19 protein-coding genes are annotated in these 17,108 nt (G+C 45.3%); 4 read left to right on the top strand and 15 right to left on the bottom strand.

The annotated features are described in order from the left end of the window. Positions 1–51: 51 nt before the first annotated feature. From NKU06_RS04795 to cueR, 5 genes are all read right to left on the bottom strand, one after another. The gene (locus NKU06_RS04795; protein ID WP_254732049.1) at positions 52–960 is read right to left on the bottom strand and encodes an IS3 family transposase; all 909 of its coding nucleotides are present in this window, start codon (positions 958–960) and stop codon (positions 52–54) included. Beyond that, positions 951–1,475 (bottom strand): helix-turn-helix domain-containing protein, encoded by a 525-nt coding sequence (locus NKU06_RS04790; protein WP_254729162.1) that lies wholly within the window; start codon positions 1,473–1,475, stop codon positions 951–953. The genes NKU06_RS04795 and NKU06_RS04790 overlap by 10 nt, the downstream gene beginning before the upstream one ends. Positions 1,476–1,571: 96 nt before the next feature. Further along, positions 1,572–2,501, bottom strand: coding sequence for a cysteine synthase A (cysK, locus tag NKU06_RS04785; RefSeq protein WP_254729161.1), 930 nt, complete (start codon positions 2,499–2,501; stop codon positions 1,572–1,574). A gap of 182 nt (positions 2,502–2,683) precedes the next feature. After that, positions 2,684–3,484 (bottom strand): 4-hydroxy-tetrahydrodipicolinate reductase, encoded by an 801-nt coding sequence (dapB, locus tag NKU06_RS04780; RefSeq protein WP_254729160.1) that lies wholly within the window; start codon positions 3,482–3,484, stop codon positions 2,684–2,686. A gap of 69 nt (positions 3,485–3,553) precedes the next feature. Next, a complete protein-coding gene (gene cueR / locus NKU06_RS04775) occupies positions 3,554–3,949 on the bottom strand; it encodes a Cu(I)-responsive transcriptional regulator (protein WP_254729159.1) in 396 nt (131 codons plus the stop codon). Between the two features lie 84 nt (positions 3,950–4,033). On the opposite strand from cueR, the gene NKU06_RS04770 reads away from it, so the two are divergent. Further along, positions 4,034–4,738, top strand: a complete 705-nt coding sequence (locus NKU06_RS04770) for a DUF305 domain-containing protein (protein ID WP_253224517.1) — start codon at positions 4,034–4,036, stop codon at positions 4,736–4,738. Positions 4,739–5,038: 300 nt separating this feature from the next. Next, positions 5,039–6,046, top strand: a complete 1,008-nt coding sequence (locus tag NKU06_RS04765) for a GTP-binding protein (RefSeq protein ID WP_254729157.1) — start codon at positions 5,039–5,041, stop codon at positions 6,044–6,046. On the opposite strand, the gene NKU06_RS04760 is transcribed toward NKU06_RS04765, so the two are convergent. From NKU06_RS04760 to ubiG, 10 genes are all read right to left on the bottom strand, one after another. Beyond that, entirely contained in the window at positions 6,043–6,666 is a 624-nt protein-coding gene (locus NKU06_RS04760) for a hypothetical protein (RefSeq protein WP_254729155.1), read from the bottom strand. The genes NKU06_RS04765 and NKU06_RS04760 overlap by 4 nt on opposite strands. A gap of 16 nt (positions 6,667–6,682) precedes the next feature. Next, positions 6,683–7,231: a hypothetical protein gene (locus NKU06_RS04755; RefSeq protein WP_254729153.1), complete on the bottom strand. Its 549-nt coding sequence runs from the start codon at positions 7,229–7,231 to the stop codon at positions 6,683–6,685. A 179-nt stretch (positions 7,232–7,410) separates the two neighbouring features. Further along, positions 7,411–8,214 carry a hypothetical protein gene (locus tag NKU06_RS04750; protein WP_254729151.1) on the bottom strand — a complete coding sequence of 268 codons (804 nt, stop codon included), beginning with the start codon at positions 8,212–8,214 and terminating at the stop codon, positions 7,411–7,413. A gap of 79 nt (positions 8,215–8,293) precedes the next feature. After that, positions 8,294–8,947 (bottom strand): IS1595 family transposase, encoded by a 654-nt coding sequence (locus NKU06_RS04745; protein ID WP_254729149.1) that lies wholly within the window; start codon positions 8,945–8,947, stop codon positions 8,294–8,296. 116 nt (positions 8,948–9,063) lie between these two features. Then, entirely contained in the window at positions 9,064–10,155 is a 1,092-nt protein-coding gene (locus tag NKU06_RS04740; protein ID WP_254729147.1) for a hypothetical protein, read from the bottom strand. Between the two features lie 13 nt (positions 10,156–10,168). Next, complete coding sequence (locus NKU06_RS04735; protein ID WP_254729145.1) at positions 10,169–10,660, bottom strand: hypothetical protein; 492 nt, start codon at positions 10,658–10,660, stop codon at positions 10,169–10,171. 331 nt (positions 10,661–10,991) lie between these two features. After that, positions 10,992–12,302, bottom strand: a complete 1,311-nt coding sequence (locus tag NKU06_RS04730) for a hemolysin family protein (RefSeq protein WP_254729144.1) — start codon at positions 12,300–12,302, stop codon at positions 10,992–10,994. A 212-nt stretch (positions 12,303–12,514) separates the two neighbouring features. After that, positions 12,515–13,291, bottom strand: a complete 777-nt coding sequence (locus tag NKU06_RS04725) for a YciK family oxidoreductase (RefSeq protein ID WP_254729143.1) — start codon at positions 13,289–13,291, stop codon at positions 12,515–12,517. Between the two features lie 140 nt (positions 13,292–13,431). Further along, on the bottom strand, positions 13,432–14,118 hold the full coding sequence (locus NKU06_RS04720) for an HAD family hydrolase (protein ID WP_371928026.1): 687 nt from the start codon (positions 14,116–14,118) through the stop codon (positions 13,432–13,434). Between the two features lie 3 nt (positions 14,119–14,121). Next, positions 14,122–14,874 (bottom strand): bifunctional 2-polyprenyl-6-hydroxyphenol methylase/3-demethylubiquinol 3-O-methyltransferase UbiG, encoded by a 753-nt coding sequence (ubiG, locus tag NKU06_RS04715; protein ID WP_254729142.1) that lies wholly within the window; start codon positions 14,872–14,874, stop codon positions 14,122–14,124. A gap of 361 nt (positions 14,875–15,235) precedes the next feature. On the opposite strand from ubiG, the gene NKU06_RS04710 reads away from it, so the two are divergent. Then, the gene (locus tag NKU06_RS04710) at positions 15,236–15,856 is read left to right on the top strand and encodes a thiol:disulfide interchange protein DsbA/DsbL (RefSeq protein WP_253224526.1); all 621 of its coding nucleotides are present in this window, start codon (positions 15,236–15,238) and stop codon (positions 15,854–15,856) included. A gap of 244 nt (positions 15,857–16,100) precedes the next feature. Further along, positions 16,101–17,105, top strand: a complete 1,005-nt coding sequence (locus NKU06_RS04705) for a TAXI family TRAP transporter solute-binding subunit (protein WP_254729141.1) — start codon at positions 16,101–16,103, stop codon at positions 17,103–17,105. The last annotated feature ends 3 nt before the right edge of the window (positions 17,106–17,108 follow it).

Genomic DNA, 17,108 nt, shown 5'->3' with positions numbered 1-17,108 from the left:
GAACCGACCCCCAAATCTTAGACAAAGTTAAGATTAAGGACTAGGTTTAAATTAAGTGGTTTGGTCAAGGACTAAGCGCCTGTATTTTACAGGACTTAGTCCTTTTAGTTTAATCTTTATTCTATCATGATTGTAGTAATGGATGTACTCATCAATCGCTTGTTTAAGCTCATCAATGGAGGTAAATCTTCTTTGATGTTTGTCATGAAAGAAGATTTCTTCTTTTAATGTGCCAAAGAAGCTTTCTATCACCGCATTATCCAAGCAATTGCCCTTTCTTGACATACTTTGAATGATGTTGTTGTCTTTTAAGGTTTGTTGATAATTTTGCATTTGGTAGTGCCAGCCTTGATCTGAATGCAGAATCAATTGTGGTTTGCTGCTATCGTTGCCAGCATTATCATCTGCTTGCAGTCGCTTTAGTGCCTGATCAAGCATCTTGGCAACCAAGCCATAATTTGGGCTACTGTGCATCTGATAGCTAACAATTTCTCCATTAAACAAATCCATGATGGGAGACAAGTAAAGCTTTTTGACATTACCTTGTTTATCCAACACTTTAAACTCAGTGACATCAGTCGCCCATTTTTGGTTGGGTCGATCTGCTTTAAAATCACGCTTGAGTACATTATCAGCGATTTTACCCACCTTACCCTGATAAGCACTAAATCTGCGTTTAGAGCGAATCCGTGCTTTCAGTCCCATTTGGTTCATCAGTCGCCACACTTTTTTATGATTGATGACAAAGCCTAACTGTTTTAAGGCAAGGGTGATTCTGCGATAGCCATATCTGCCTTGATGGGTGTGATATATCTTTTTGATTGCATCTTTGATGTCTTGATGTTTATCCTTTTGCTTGAATTGCTTTAAGTGATAATAAAAGGTTGCTTTGGCAACACCAAGATAAGTCAGTAATTGTTTTAATGGATAAATCTGCCTTAGCTCGTCAATCACTGTGATTTTATTGATGATGATTTGCTTTTTCTTTGCTGACGCTCCAAGGCTTCTAACTTTTTTAAGATGTCATTCTCCATGCGTAAGTGTTGTAATTCAGCAATCAATTCAGCATGGGTCTTTTGTTCATCAAGTTTGGATGTTTGGCTTGCTTTGCTGGTCTTTAGCATAGATTGCCTGCCTTTGGGTTTAGGAGTCAGTCCCATGATACCATGAGTTTGATAAGCTTTTAACCATTGAAACAGCACACTTGGGTTGCTGATATTTAATTCAATCGCCAAAGTGCGTATGGATTTACCAGCAAGTAGTTGTAATACTGCAGTGTGTTTGAATTCTGGTGAATAACTAGCTTTGCTCTTTCTGATACGAATACCATCAACACCATGAGTTTGGTAGAGTCTCACCCAGTTTTGGACAATAGAGCGTTTAATACCAAAAGAGTTGGCTGTGTTGTGGTAACTATGTCCTGTTAAATAATGATCAATGACTTCAAGTTTAAAGTCAATTGTGTATTTGGTCATAAAAACACCCCAAAGGTTGTCTAACTTTTGGGGTGCGGTTCAGAATTTCAAACGGCGTTTTTATTACACTCAACTATCGATTTTGGCTCAACCAAATCACTGCGCCAAATCGGCAAACAACGCCGTCGATAGATAGCGCTCGCCTGATGATGGGATAATCACCACAATCAGCTTGCCTGCGTTTTCATCACGAGCCGCCAGCTCCAGTGCCGCTTTTACTGCCGCACCTGACGAGATACCAACAAGCAGACCTTCTTTGGCTGCCAAATCACGCGCCACGCTGAACGCATCATCGTTCGCCACGGTGATGATCTCATCATAGATGCCGGTGTTCAGCACTGCTGGCACAAAGCCTGCGCCGATGCCTTGGATTGGGTGCGGACCTTTTTGACCACCTGACAGCACAGGTGATGCAGTAGGCTCGACTGCCACCACTTGTACGCTTGGTTTTTTGGCTTTAAGCACTTCGCCCACGCCTGTCACCGTGCCACCTGTACCCACACCTGAGACGAAAATATCCACCGCGCCATCAGTATCTGCCCAAATCTCTTCGGCGGTAGTCTCGCGATGCACCTGCGGATTGGCAGCATTGTCAAATTGACGCGGCATAAAATAACCATCTTGTGCTGCCAGTTCATTCGCCTTGGCAATCGCACCGCCCATGCCTTCAGCCGCTGGGGTGAGCACCAAAGTTGCGCCATAAGCACGCAATAGCGCACGACGCTCAAGGCTCATGCTCTCAGGCATGGTGATGATAAGCTTATAGCCACGCGCCGCGCAAATCAGTGCAAGCCCGATGCCTGTATTACCACTGGTCGCTTCGACGATGGTGGTGTCTTTATTGATCAAGCCATTTTTCTCGGCATCATCAATCATCGCAAGGGCGATACGATCTTTGACAGAGCTTGCTGGGTTAAAATATTCAAGTTTGGCGACCACGCGTGCCTCTAGCCCTGCGGTTAGATTATTCAGCTCAACCAATGGCGTGTTGCCGACCAATTCGGTGATGTTTTTGGCAATTTTCATACAAATTCTCCTTGGCAATGATGCTTAATTGATGCTGTTAGCATAGCAAATTTTTGGGGAATTTGTCCAAAAATTCTTAGTCCAAAATCTGATAAACTTATGCGCTTTTGCGCTTAAAAAACAAAAAAAAACCAAGCTTGATGAACAAACTTGGTTTTTGGATTGATTTTAACAATAGGAAATCAGCCCTTTAGCCCTAGCACATCCTGCATATCATACAGACCCGCTGGCTGCTCGACTACCCACAATGCCGCTCGCACCGCGCCTGTGGCGAAAGTCGCGCGGCTTTGTGCCTTGTGGGTAATCTCAATGATCTCACCATCCATGATGAACTCCACCGTATGCTCGCCGATGATCTCGCCGCCGCGCAGTGCGTGCATACCGATCTCGCCCTTCTCACGCTTGGATGCGCCTTGACGACCATGCACCAAGACATTCGGCAGATGCTGACCGCGTGCATCAGCGACAGATTTTGCCATCATCAATGCCGTACCTGATGGCGCATCGATTTTGTGCTTGTGGTGATGCTCGATAATCTCAACATCTGCATCCAGTCCCAAGACACGCGCGGTGGTGGCAAGCAGGTTTAAGGATAAATTCACACCTGTTGAATAGTTGCCCGCATAGACGATAGCGATGTGTTTGCTGGCATCTTTTAGCTTAGCTTCTTGTTCTTTTGATAAGCCTGTGACGCCCATCACCAGCGGTACTTTGTGCGCCACACACGCTGCTAATACTTCATCTAACGCTTCAGGCAAGCTAAAATCAATCAACGCACCAACACCATCGAGATTCAGCGTCGTCAATGGCACGCCTGTCTTGCCCACACCGATGAACTCACCAGAATCCGCACCAATCAAGCTTGAGATGCTGCGGACGAACGCGCCTTTGAGTGCTGATTTTGGATTGTCCAAGGTTGCCTGAATGAGCATTCGCCCCATCCGACCTGATGCGCCCATAATGCCGATGTTAAGTTGTGTCATAATAGCGTCCTTTTTGTAGAGTTGATGGGTTGATTATACTGCAAAATCACAAGGATTTTTATAAAAAATTCAAATTTTATCATGCGCCAACGAACGCAAAATCGCACAGTCCGAACGCGCATCGCCATGACACGCATCGTGCCATTGTTGTAGCGTGTCTTTCATCTGTTGTAATTGGCAAATCTTTTGGCTAAGCTCATCGATGTGCTGAGAAGTCAGTGCCTTGACCATGCTACTACTGCGATTCGGATCATCTTGTAATGCCAATAACGCACGGATCTGCGCCAATGAAAAATCCACCTGCCGTGCGCGTGCGATGAACTTAAGCCGCTCAATCTGGCTGTGCCCATAGATGCGATAACCTGCACCGCTGCGCGCTGTGGCAGGCAGCAGTCCTACTTTTTCATAATCGCGGATTTGCTTGGCGGACAGACCTGTGATGGCGGCGACTTGGCTGATATTCATGGCTTGACTTTGACAGGGGGTTAAGGTTTATACTAGCATCATCTACTGATAATCACAACCCAAACATCACAAAAGGAGCTTTTCATGACTCGCTTATCCGCCATACTGATGACAAGTGCCGCCCTGCTGCTGACCGCGTGCAATCAGAGCAATGAGCAAAGCACCAAACCTGCCGACAGCCAAGCTGCCACAACCGAACAAAGCAGCACCATGCCGATGGATCACGCACATCACAGCGCCGATGCCGCCATGCCGCCGCACGCAGCTGCCTATATGCAATCGATGAACACCATGCATGACGCGATGGTCGTAGCCGCCAAGTCCGCCAATGCCGATGTCGCCTTTGCCAAAGGCATGATCCCACATCACCAAGGCGCGATCGAAATGGCGAAAATCCAGCTAGAATATGGCAAAGACGATGCCATGCGTAAGCTTGCCCAAGACATCATCGATGCTCAAGGCATGGAGATTGAATTTATGCAAAATTGGCTAAGCACCGCCAAAGACGCCGATCGCACCGATGAGACGAGCGACCACGCCAAAGCCTATCTGTCTGACATGGCACTACATGAGCGCATGATGGCAGGGGTGCACCATGCCGACGCCGATGCTGCTTTTGTGCTGGGGATGATTCCACATCACCAAAGTGCGATCGAAATGGCGAAAATTGAACTACAATACGGCACGGATGACCAAATGCGCAATCTGGCACAAGGCATCATCGACGCCCAAGATCCCGAGATCACACTCATGCAAAACTGGCTAAAATCCAAAAATATCAGCGAGTAAATCCTGCACTCTTTGATGATTGATGGATATAAATAAAAAAATCTAATCGGTATGATGCGATCGCCGATTGGATTTTTGTTCGACTTGATAAAAGAAAACAGCTTGACGAAAACCAAGCAAAACAGTACTATCCTTGCTTTATTGCTTATTTTGCCAAGTTTACACAGTTTATTGATACGGTCGTATAAAAACAAAATAAGACTAGCGGCAAGCCTACGATAGTGCAGGTAGTACAGCAAGACGCGCGGACGCAGTATTATTTTTAAATTTTATAGACCATAAAATCACCCAAGGATGCTCATGAACCTACAGCCCATCATCGCCACACCAACCACCATCATCACAGGCTTTTTGGGTGCAGGCAAAACCACGCTATTAAACACGCTCATCACTCACAAACTGAGCGATGATAAATGGGCACTATTGATCAATGAATTTGGCAAAATCGGCATCGATGGCAGCCTGATTACCCAAGATGATGACATCGCCATCAAAGAAGTCAGTGGCGGCTGTATCTGCTGTACAGGGCAGCTGCCACTACAGATTGCCTTGGTCAGATTGCTTGGTGATCATAAGCCTAGCCGCCTGATCATCGAGCCGACAGGACTTGCCCATCCTGATGAGCTGCTCGGTCAGCTTGGCGCGGCGCATTGGCAAGCAAGCCTGAAACTACAAGCGGTGCTGTGCGTCGTCGCAGGAACGCAGTGGCAACAGGACAAATACCGCACGCACGATGGCTACATCGCCCATGTGCGCCACGCCGATGTCGTGCTATGCAATCGCACCGATGGCATCGATGTGGCAGCGCTGAGCGCATGGATTCGCGCCATCAATCCGCATGCCAAGATCATCTTGGATGGTGCAGATGATGACTTGCAAGCCTTACTGGATCTACCACATCACAGCACGCTCCCTGCTCGCACGGTCGCACTGGGCGCACCAAATCAGCCCGCCAACAACACCCCAGCGGACGCGCCCATCAGCCTGCCCTATCGCTATCATGAGCGCATCGGTGAGCATCATGTCGGCGGTTGGCGACTGCCTGCCGAGTGGCAATTTGACAGCTACGATCTACAAAAATGGCTACTGTCACGCCCTAACTATCTACGTATCAAAGGCATCATCCACACCACCGAAGGCTGGCTGATGCTCAATATCGCCCCTGACGGCATCAGCATCAGCGACACTGACGAGAGAGCCGATAGCCGTCTTGAGATGATCTTTGGGCAGATGGTGGATGATGCTGTATGGCAAACATGGGATGGGGAGTTGATGGGGATGATTAAGTCGCAACAGTCCCCTGCCTAGCCCTTTGCCTCAACGATGCAATAAGCCACGATTGGCTTACGATTCGGCGGACAAGTCGGGCTGTATGCTTGACTAAACTCATGCCAAGCGATTTGATAATTGCCTTGCAACAAGATAGATTCTCGATTTTCACGATGTCCTGTGGGTTTAAAAATTCGACCACTCAGCGGTCGACCACCACGGAAAAATTTATAAATACCGCCTTTTTTCTGACTGGGTTGATAAAAGGTTGGCTCAGTGGTGACACACAAACTGACCGCCCCAGCAAATCCACTCTGCCGAACCTCCTCCATAAAGCGAAGATCCTTGACGCAGCCGTACATCATCTCAGGCGTCTGACCATAAGCAATAAATTTTAGCTCGATGGCGTATTTTTCGCTCATATCTCGACTAAAAATACACAGATCAATTTCTTTTTTGATATATCTTGGTACAGGCGGTGGCGAAGCGACCAATGATTTGATATTGCGTTCAAATTGGACTTTATAATCCTTTGGCAAAATCGTTCTAAGAAAAAATCCCAGTTCATGCTGTAAAGAAAACTCATTATACAGCTCAATCTCTGGATCAATCAGATATTCATCAAAAAACCTTGTAATTAGCTCAGATAAATTTAACATCACACACCAAATAATCTCACGCTGACTTCATTGCAATCCATGCTAACACCGCAAAGACGAGCACCACCCCCACGACGATGACCGCTGTCGATGACTTAGGCTTCACCACTTGTGAAGATACCTTCGATGTTTGTGGCACATCATCGACATATTCATAACGGATTTCATAACCTATGGCAGGCTTGATCGCTTTATCCACCTCACCAGTGATAGCATGGTCTGTCAATACTGCTTGTAGGCGAGCTAGGCTCTTACCTGACCACATTTTATTAAAGGCGACCTTATCACCATTGCCCAAGACTAGCCATTCGCCCTCTTTGGTAAAACAGGCATTGCCATTAACGAACCAATCTTTGCCAGTTGCAATCAGTTCATTGATTTCGCTTTCACTAAAGAACAGATGCTCGATACCTGCATCAGGGCAGATGTCTTTCATTGGGAAGTGACTGCGTAACTCATCAACACTAGCAATTGATGGATGCATGGCGATATAGGCAGACATCATCCCAAGCGCAGTGCGATTTTGGCTTTTGCCAATAACATGAGCCTTGGTGATTTTTTTCATGATTTATCCTTGTTTCAAGCGAATAACTCAAATGAGCGACAAATAAAAAAATGGTCGATTGCATACCATAATAAACAACCGCCCAAATTAGGTTTTGACACACCACCCAAAGCATACACCTTGGATGGCGTGATTAATTGGATTGATGTGACCTGTATCAATCCCAACAGCAAGATGATTTACTTGTTATTATAAACGACATCAAACCCTGCGACAGTCTGTGATTTGTCCACATCACCAACACCGCCAACAATGCCAAACTCCGCCAGTTCTGCTTGTAGGCGAGCTAGGCTCTTACCTGACCACATTTTATTAAAGGCGACCTTATCACCATTGCCCAAGACTAGCCATTCGCCCTCTTTGGTAAAACAGGCATTGCCATTAACGAACCAATCTTTGCCAGTTGCAATCAGTTCATTGATTTCGCTTTCACTAAAGAACAGATGCTCGATACCTGCATCAGGGCAGATGTCTTTCATTGGGAATTGTTTCTTTAAATCCGCCAAAGTCAGCTCAGGATGCATGGCGACATACACTGTCATCATACCTAGAGCAATGCGGTTTTGGAATTTGGCAGTCACACGAGCTTTCACCGCATCATCAGCGATTTGCACCTGCTCGCTACCCGTACCACGACGGATCGCCAATGCCAAATTAATAATCGGCGATTGGTCAGTCAAAAATGGCTGAGTACCAAGCTCATAATCTGCAAATTTAACCAATTTGAACGATGTCGTATCCGAAACATCGACCAACTCAAGCTTTGTATCAAAAAGCAAATCCCCGCTAAACAAAGGATATAGCCAAGTCGGTAAGCAATACACCGTCTCGCCATTGACCGCTTTCTTGGCGACAAAGCCATAATCGATCAGCTGTTCATCACTCAATACATCAAAGAAAGCTTGGCAATCAAAGCCTTCGGGTTCATTGCCATTAAACTCTTTTTCTATATATTCATAAATACCATTGGAAGACCTTAACAATTCCTCAGTCAGAAAATAAGTCGAATCTTCATAAACGCGATTTATGCCAATTTTTTTTAAGGGGCTGTACTAGATTAGCCTAAATCCCACACCATCTTCTCAATACTTTAAGCTGATTAGATGGTGTACCATAGTTAAAACGAAACTCACATTCTTTGATAAAAAGATGAAAGTGTTTCTTGTCAATGCCATTGTACTTTCTTAAAACACGCTTGGCTTGCGACCAGAAATTCTCAATGCCGTTGATGTGATTATGGTCTTTTGCAAATTCTTTGGAATGGTTAATTCTAAAATGCTTAAAATCACTTACATCAAGAGCATTATAGCTTTTGTAGCAGTCTGTATAAACAATACTATCAGGCTTGATTTTGCTTGTGATGATAGGCATTAGCGTGTTAGTCTTGGTGTCTTTAACCACAACCACAAAGACTTTACCGTTGCGTTTTAAAAGACCGAAAACAGCTGTTTTACTACCAGCGCCACGACCACGCTTGCCTTTGTGAATGCCGCCAAAATAGCTTTCATCAAGCTCTATTTCGCCATCAAACAATTCTTTAGCCTCAAGATTAAGATGGTATTCTATCACAAGTCTGATTTTATGATAGAATAAAGCTGCTGAATTTGGGTGTATTTGTAGTAAATCAGCTGCCGAACGAGCAGTAACTTCAAGTACAAAAAATTCAAGCAGTCTTTTTTGTACTTTTTTACTTAGTTTACAATGGGTTATCTTCATAAAACTAGTATAACATGAGAGTTATTCTAGTACAGCCCCTTTTTTAATGTATAATTACGAGCATCATTTAATAGCGTTACCACTTGTTCTTGTGTAATCATTGTCAATCCCCTTATTTACTCTGAAAATAAAAATATGCCATAACCCGTTGTATCATTAAAACTACAGTTATCTCTGTATTTAAAAAGAGAACCACTTCCCGTATCAGACTCATGATAAATCTTCATATCATCATCAATAAATGGAGTAATCCAAAGCGGGATCAAATAGATTGGACGCTGATAAACTGGATGCACTCGCTCTAAAAAACCAAACTCTTTTAGTACTGATGGATCAAGGAAACATAAGTCCCTCTCAGTCAGCATGCCAATCTCAGAATCAAACACAAGCGTTTCATTCAAATGACTCCAGTGTGGTGGCTGCTTACCCCAATCGTTTTCAGCATTGCCATTGTCTTCATCTTCGTCGTCGTAATCTTCATAATCTTCATAATCATCTTCCTCTTCTTCAGGTTCGCCCCAATATTCAAGGTCATCGGCAAACTCTTTCCGAAAATGCAAGCGACTGGCGACACCAAGCACTTTGTCACGATAATAAGTTAGCCCTTTTAGGCTTTCTTGGCGAATCTCTTCGACACTCAGAGAATCATCAAGCGTCACTTCGGTAACGTGCTCTTCAAACAGCTCGTCAGCTGATGGGATATTAAAATACTTAACCAAATCCACCGCATCAGCCGCCTCTACTGATGGCTGCGGTGATAGCTCGATTGCCAATGCCATGCATGGTGTACCAGCAGCCAAAGGTACATCTTGTTCACTCACCGAATAATCAAGCTTCAACGTCTCACCTGATGCTGTATCAACTCGAATCGTCTCGAGTGCAAAATCAGCTTTGATTGTGTTTAATAGCCAAAACGGAACCAAATATAGCTCACGACCCTGATGCTGATGTACACAAAAGCCCAAATTAAGCAGCTCTTCTTGTGTAAACAGATTCAGTACTTTTTTTAGCATTTCGCCTGTATAGCCAACTGGCCCATCACCAGGAACATAATTCCCATTAAGACACGAGCGGATGTGCACCCTGATATCAGTAAGCCACAACCACGTATCATCTTCATTGGTATTCAAAATTTTAGCAATATTACTATTGAGCGAATCTGTATACGCCTCAGTGAAGTGCGTCAATAATTCATTTCTATCCATCATAAATCCTATTTCGTTAGTTGCCAGATGTTACAAAGATGCCCACATTTTGATATCCAATGTGCCCAATACTTGCTTTTGCATACTCATCAAAGGCTTGTTCTTCGCCAAGACCCTCATAATCACAGATACGCACCAACAAGCTTGGATCGCAAAATGGCAATACCCATTCCGGTAGCAGATAGAAGTTTTCTACATCTGTTGTCTGAAAGCCCTGAGCCAACAAATCTTTGACCTCAGCCGCATCAAAGTCAGCTTGCGTCAATGGTCTGCCAGTTGGAGAGTGCTTAATGATATAATCAAAGGCGTGTTGGAATCGTTGTTTTAAAACCAGCTGGCCACCATCACCCCATCGATTATCAGGGTCATATCCGCTGGTTGCATCACCCCATAACTCAGTATTATTAAGCTTACCTTCTTGATGCTGATATTGATATTGGCAATACACAAACATTGCCTGACCATGAAAATACCGCAGTGTATTCACTGCACTTGCCACTTCGCTCATGCTAAAATCCTATTAACAGCTAAATAAAATACCTGCCATTGACACACCCAACATCAGCCAATAGTCTATGCTATACCGTATCAATGACCATCGGCTCATACGCAAGCTTTAGTTAAAAATTTTTAACCAGAGATTGTTTTACTTGTTATGTCAATAACAAGTAAAAATAGTATACTATTTTTAAAAATTGAAAATTTTGGGGCGATTTTTATAATACATTGATTTTATTAATTAAATTTAAAATTGTGCAAAATTTGCTCAAATCCCGCCCACAAAAAAAAGCGAACGCATTTTTTATGCATTCGCTTATGATGGATGTAGCTTGGTTAGGTTAGTCGTTAGCCTCTGGTTTTGGCACAAGTCGGGTCACGAGCAGCTGGTCAATCTTATAATGATCGATGTCCACCACCTCAAATTTATAGCCCTCATGCTCCACCCAGTCCGCTAGGCGTGGAATCTTACGCAAGCGATACATGATAAAGCCCGCCAAGGTCTCATAATGATCCCAATCTGGAAATTCGTCAATATCCAGTGCGTGCTTGACATCATCAATCGGGGTGATGCCATCGATGAACCACGAATTTTCATCACGGCGGATGATCTGCTGATCTTCAGGCTCAGCCGATGCCCAGTCGCCCATCACCGTCATCATGATGTCCGACAGCGTGATCAGGCCAACGACGAGCGCGTATTCATTGATCACCACCGCCATTTTCTCATTGCTTGCGCGGAATTTGTCCAGCAGTTCTGACAGAGTAAGCGTATCAGGAATGATCAGCACATTGCGGATGGTCGATTCATTAAGCTGAAAAAACGATTGCTGATTGAGCAGACGCACCAAAATATCCTTGGTATCGACATAGCCGATGACTTGGTCGATGTACTCATTACACACCAAGAACTTGGAATATGGATAATCAGCGATCTTCTGGCGGATGCTGTCCTCGCTCTCGCCAAGGGTGAAAAACACCACATCATCACGCGCCGTCATCGATGATGGCACGGTACGCTCTTCTAATTCAAAGACATTTTCGATAAAGTGCTGCTCTTGCTCCATCAAGACGCCTGCTTCTGCGCCAGCATCGACGATGGCTGAGATGTCATCGAAAGTGATGTTATCATCGCGCGCGGTATTGACCTTGAAAATCTTAAAGGTCAAATTGGCAATGGCATTGATAAACCACGCCAAAGGCTTGACCGCCTTGATGGTCAGATTGATCGGATTAATCACCGCCAGTGCCACACGCTCAGGATTGATCATCGCGATACGCTTGGGGATCAGATCAGCATAGAGAATGAATAGCAAAGTGATGATGATAAATGATGCAAAAAACGCAATGCTCTCAAGCCATTCGCCCTGATACACCATGCCAATCCAGTCGATGAAATAAGGACGCAACGCACCCTCACCCACCGAACCGCCCAAGATGGCGACGGCGTTTAGACCAATCTGCGAAGTCGCAAAAAAATCGGCAGAATTTTCTTGGAGCTTCAGCACCTTTTCGGCACGCTCATCGCCCGATTCTGCCAGTAGCTTAAGCTTGATTTTACGCGCGCCTGCCAGTGCAATCTCTGAAATCGAGAAAAAGCTGGAAGTTAGGATTAAGGCTGCGATGATCAGCAAATTTTGAAATAAGCTCACGGGAATACCAGTGGGTTGGGTTAGTTTTGATAAATTGGTTTATAAATTTAGGATAGTGTAATTAAATTGCACGATCAAATCAACCGCTTGCCAAAAAACAACCGTCATAACACCACAAAACAGATACAAATAACAGCCGCCCAAATGATACGATGAGCAGCTATTTTGTGATTTTGATAAATTTTACAAAGATTTTGGGGAAATGTGCCACATCATTTCGGTTGGCAATCAATCACTTGCCCTTTGACCCCTGCTGCGGCATCGGTCATCAGATACACATACACCGCCATGATTTCTTCAGGGGTTTTTAGCGTATAAGGATCTTCACCTGGAAACGCGTGTGCACGCATATTGGTGCGTGTCGCCCCAGGATTGATGCAGTTGAAGCGTAGGGCGGTCATATTCTGAGTTTCTTGGGTAAAGATGGTAGTCATGCCCTCTACAGACTGCTTGGAGAGTGCATACGCTCCCCAAAACGGACGCAAATCATGCCCCACTGTACTACTAGTAAATACCACCGAACCACTTGCCGCCGCGCGCAGTAGCGGAAATAGGCTCTGGGTGAGCATAAATACCGCCGTTGAGTTCACACGCATTACCTGCTCAAAGGTAATCGGATCATACATCTCAAGCGGTGTCAAAGCGCCCAAAATCGCCGCATTGTGCAGTACACCATCTAAATGGCCAAATTCTTTTTCGATCAGATTGGCAAGCTCTTGCATCTGGGCAAAGCTGGCCTTTTCTAAATCCAGTGGCAAAATCGCAGGCTCAGCAAGCCCCAAGTTTTCGATCTCATCATACACCGCTTCAAGCTTGGATTGGGCCTTGCCAAGCAGTAGCACGGTCGCACCGCATTTGGCATAGGTCAATGCCGCTACCTTGCCAATGCCATCGCCCGCACCGGTGACTAGGATGATTTTGCCTGCTAGGCTATCGGCTTGGTAATCAAAAGCACGCATTTGCTCGTGCGTGATGGTTTGTGTTGTCATGGTTGTTCCGTTGTTGCCATGTGGCACGCTGTAGGATGCGTTGTACGCACCACTTGCAGATACATGGCTGATTAATCAGTATTTAAACTTTGTACAAAATAAATGACAAATGTAGTTTTGGCAAATTGACAAAAGCTAAATTACACTCGCTCAAGCACCCACTTGGTCAAATCATGTGGCGTATCAAGCACGGCATCCGCGCCCCAAGTATCAAGATTTGCCAAATCATCTGCCGACAGATAGCCGAATTTTGCTACCACGGTCGTCATGCCTGCCGCCTTGCCTGCTGCGATGTCGCGATGATGATCACCAATATAGATACACGCCGCTGGATCGACCTTGATAGTGTCGCAAGCTAGGTACATCGGCTCAGGATCAGGTTTGGTATTTTTGACATCATCAGGGCAGACCAACACCGCACAGCGTGTATCTAGGGTAAGTTTGGCAAGTAATTCTTCTGCCAAATAGCGCGGCTTATTGGTCACGATACCCCACGGCACGCCTTGATTTTCAAGACTGATCAGAAGCTGATCAAGCCCTGCAAACACTTGGCTATCAACACAAATATCCGCCTGATACCGATCCAAAAACACTTGGCGATAGTTCAATAATTCAGGATCATCATCCGCCACATCAGCAAATTTCTCACCGAAAATCAGCTTCACCATCGCACGCGCACCTGCCGATACCTGCTCACGAATGGCAGCATCCGATGGAGCTTCTCGCCCATCTTCACGGCATAAGTCCTTGATAATACGAATAAAATCAGGCGCAGTATCAATCAGCGTACCATCTAGGTCAAATAAGACCGCTTGCAGTTTTTTCATCAGTTACTCGCTTGGCTTGGTAAATGCCATCATATAATTGACATCGACATTGCTATTTGACAGCCAATAATGCTTGGTGATCGGATTATAATGCAGACCTGTCATGTCAAATCGGCGAAAGCCTGCTCGCAGTGCCATCTGGTCAAGCTCTGCTGGCGTGATGAATTTATGATAATCATGCGTGCCTTTATCGACCAGATTGAGTACATACTCAGCACCGACGATGGCGAACAGATAGGATTTTGGATTGCGATTGATGGTACTCATCACGCACACGCCACCAGGCTTGGTCAAATCAAAACACGCCTGCACGATCGCCGATGGATCAGGCACGTGCTCAAGCATCTCCATGCAGGTCACCACATCATATTGTTCAGCCTCATCGCTTGCTAAGACTTCAGCCGGCACACAGCGAAACTGCACCTGCTCGCTCATGCCTGTTTTATCAGCATGGATGGTAGCGGCTTTTAGGTTCTCATCACCCAGATCAATGCCTAGCACGCTTGCACCACGCACCGCCATCGAGTGCGCCAAAATCCCGCCACCGCAGCCAATGTCCACGACTTTTTTGCCCTGTAGCGGCGAGCCTAGATGCTCATTGGTGCGATCTTCGATCCAGTTTAGGCGTAGCGGATTGATGTCATGCAAGGACTTGAATGCCCCCATACGATCCCACCACTCATCGGCAAGCTTAGTGAATTTGCCAATCTCATCAAAGTCAGCATTGTTGGCGGTTGTGGCTTGGTTGTGTTGCATGAGACACCTTAATTGTTTTTCAATTTCAAATAGCACCATCTTAGCATTTTTTGTGGTTTTTGACTACTTTAGTCGCCAAAAATTTGTCGACAGATACCATCCACCGCCCTGTCTTTTGTCACCCAATAAGTCACCAAAATTCTCACATCAGCGTGATATTTTTGCTAAAATTCTAATTATTGACATAGATTCTTGCATGACTTTTAGCAAAATCCACAAAAATTTACACAAACTGCAACGAATCATTAAGAAAACAAACGCCACATTTGCCCAAAAATAGGCTAAACTATACAGCATCTCATGTGACCAAGATGAATTTGTCGCTTGGTACGATTTATTTTATTTGGCAAGGAACTTAATTATGAAATTTGCACTAAAAACAACATTACTTGCGACCGCTGTTGGTCTTGCGACACTTAGCCACGCCAACTTTGTTGAAGGCAAGGATTATCAAGTGTTGTCAAATCCAGAAAATATCGCTGGCGATGTCATCGTCGTGCGTGAGTTTTTTTGGTATGGCTGCCCACACTGCTACAACCTAGAACCACATATGCAAAAATGGGCGAAAACGCGCGCCAAAGATGTGGCATTTTTCCAAACCCCAGCAGCGATGAACTCGCAATGGGAAGTGGCAGCGCGCGGTTTTTATGCTGCTCAGCAATTGGGCGCGCAAGAAAAGACCCATCAGGCTTTGTTTGACACTGTGCATAAAGAAGGCAAGCGCCAAGTGATCGGCACACAAGACAATCTTGCCAACTGGTATGCATCTCAAGGTGTGGATAAGGCGAAATTTAACAGCCTATACAACTCATTCGCCGTCACCACGAAAATCGAGCGCGCCAAAGCAGGTGCGATGCGCTATCAGCTGACTGGCGTGCCAGCGGTCGTCGTCCAAGGTAAATATGTGGTCTCGGGTGAAGATGCCAAAGTACCGCAAGTGGTTGATTTTCTAGTCAATAAAGTGCGTGAAGAGAAGAAGTAATTTAGTCGCAATTTGACCGCCCAAAAGTGTGATACTTTTGGGCGTTTTTTTATGCATATTCATCACAGTTATACCAAAAAATCATGCAAAATATGTCCAAAATCACACTTGTCGGTAAATTTTACTGTACTATCATTACAATATTGTGTATCTTATGGGGAGTTGTCATGACATTTTTACCACTTAAGTGGTTTTTGATGTGACGCTATAACCACTCATTTGCTTGGATAATATGGAGAATGTGATGAGCAAAACTGTGTTAAAAACTGCCCTAGCCCTAGCTTTATCTGCGACCGTTTTGACTGCGTGTAGCGGCGACAAAGGCTCAAATGCCGCTGGTGGTGAGACTGCCGCTGCAGTTGCAGATGATAAGCTACAGACCAAATTTTTGACCCTTGCCACAGGCGGTGCGTCAGGTCCTTATAACATCATCGGCACTTCATTGACCGAAATCTACGCGCAGACCTTTGGCGTGAACTCAAAAACCCAAACCACAGGCGCATCGGTCGAGAACCTAAATCTGCTACAGCAAAAGAAAGTCGAAGCAGCATTCGTGATGAGTGACGCGCTGAGTGAAGCGGTGAGCGGTACAGGCAATTTTAGCGCGCCGATTGACAATGTCGCACAGATCGCATCCTTGTATCCAAACTATGTCCAAATCGCTGCCGCCACCAAATCAGGTGTCAAGAGCATCGAAGATCTGCGCGGTAAACGCGTCGCGGTCGGCGCTCAAGGCTCAGGCGTAGAAGTCGCTGCACGCGCGCTACTAGAAGGCTTTGGCATCACTTATGATGACATCAAAGTGGATTACCTAGGCTATGCTGAAGCATCAGACAGCCTAAAAGCAGGCAAGCTAGACGCAGCTTTCTTGACCAGTGGCTTGCCAAATTCATCACTGATGGAGCTAAAACAAGGCTTTGATTTGACCATGGTCAGCATCCCAACGGATAAATTGACCGAGATCGCCAAAGACAAGCCATTCTTTATCCCGATGGAAATTCCAAAAGACACCTATGGCAATACTGAAGCAGTACCGACGGCTGCCATCATGAATGCCTTGGTTGTCCAAAAAGATTTAAGCGATGATGATGTCTATAAAATCACCAAAGTCTTCTTTGAAAACCTAGACAAGCTAAAAACCGCACACCAAGCAGCCGCTGATATCAACGCCCAAAGCGCGCAAGAAAACTTGGTAGCGCCGCTACATCCAGGGGCGAAACGCTACTATGATGAGATCGCTGGCAAATAATTA

Origin of the sequence: Moraxella sp. FZLJ2109 (assembly GCF_024296965.1) — a bacterium.
GTDB lineage: Bacteria > Pseudomonadota > Gammaproteobacteria > Pseudomonadales > Moraxellaceae > Moraxella.
This window is presented reverse-complemented; position numbering and strand designations above follow the sequence as displayed.

Excerpts from the sequence above, each read along its gene's own strand:
- NKU06_RS04790 (WP_254729162.1), bottom strand. The coding sequence starts at position 1,475 with ATGACCAAATACACAATTGACTTTAAACTTGAAGTCATTGATCATTAT.
- cysK (WP_254729161.1), bottom strand. The coding sequence starts at position 2,501 with ATGAAAATTGCCAAAAACATCACCGAATTGGTCGGCAACACGCCATTG.
- dapB (WP_254729160.1), bottom strand. The coding sequence starts at position 3,484 with ATGACACAACTTAACATCGGCATTATGGGCGCATCAGGTCGGATGGGG.
- cueR (WP_254729159.1), bottom strand. The coding sequence starts at position 3,949 with ATGAATATCAGCCAAGTCGCCGCCATCACAGGTCTGTCCGCCAAGCAA.
- NKU06_RS04770 (WP_253224517.1), top strand. The coding sequence starts at position 4,034 with ATGACTCGCTTATCCGCCATACTGATGACAAGTGCCGCCCTGCTGCTG.
- NKU06_RS04765 (WP_254729157.1), top strand. The coding sequence starts at position 5,039 with ATGAACCTACAGCCCATCATCGCCACACCAACCACCATCATCACAGGC.
- NKU06_RS04760 (WP_254729155.1), bottom strand. The coding sequence starts at position 6,666 with ATGTTAAATTTATCTGAGCTAATTACAAGGTTTTTTGATGAATATCTG.
- NKU06_RS04755 (WP_254729153.1), bottom strand. The coding sequence starts at position 7,231 with ATGAAAAAAATCACCAAGGCTCATGTTATTGGCAAAAGCCAAAATCGC.
- NKU06_RS04745 (WP_254729149.1), bottom strand. The coding sequence starts at position 8,947 with ATGAAGATAACCCATTGTAAACTAAGTAAAAAAGTACAAAAAAGACTG.
- NKU06_RS04740 (WP_254729147.1), bottom strand. The coding sequence starts at position 10,155 with ATGATGGATAGAAATGAATTATTGACGCACTTCACTGAGGCGTATACA.
- NKU06_RS04735 (WP_254729145.1), bottom strand. The coding sequence starts at position 10,660 with ATGAGCGAAGTGGCAAGTGCAGTGAATACACTGCGGTATTTTCATGGT.
- NKU06_RS04725 (WP_254729143.1), bottom strand. The coding sequence starts at position 13,291 with ATGACAACACAAACCATCACGCACGAGCAAATGCGTGCTTTTGATTAC.
- NKU06_RS04720 (WP_371928026.1), bottom strand. The coding sequence starts at position 14,118 with ATGAAAAAACTGCAAGCGGTCTTATTTGACCTAGATGGTACGCTGATT.
- ubiG (WP_254729142.1), bottom strand. The coding sequence starts at position 14,874 with ATGCAACACAACCAAGCCACAACCGCCAACAATGCTGACTTTGATGAG.
- NKU06_RS04710 (WP_253224526.1), top strand. The coding sequence starts at position 15,236 with ATGAAATTTGCACTAAAAACAACATTACTTGCGACCGCTGTTGGTCTT.
- NKU06_RS04705 (WP_254729141.1), top strand. The coding sequence starts at position 16,101 with ATGAGCAAAACTGTGTTAAAAACTGCCCTAGCCCTAGCTTTATCTGCG.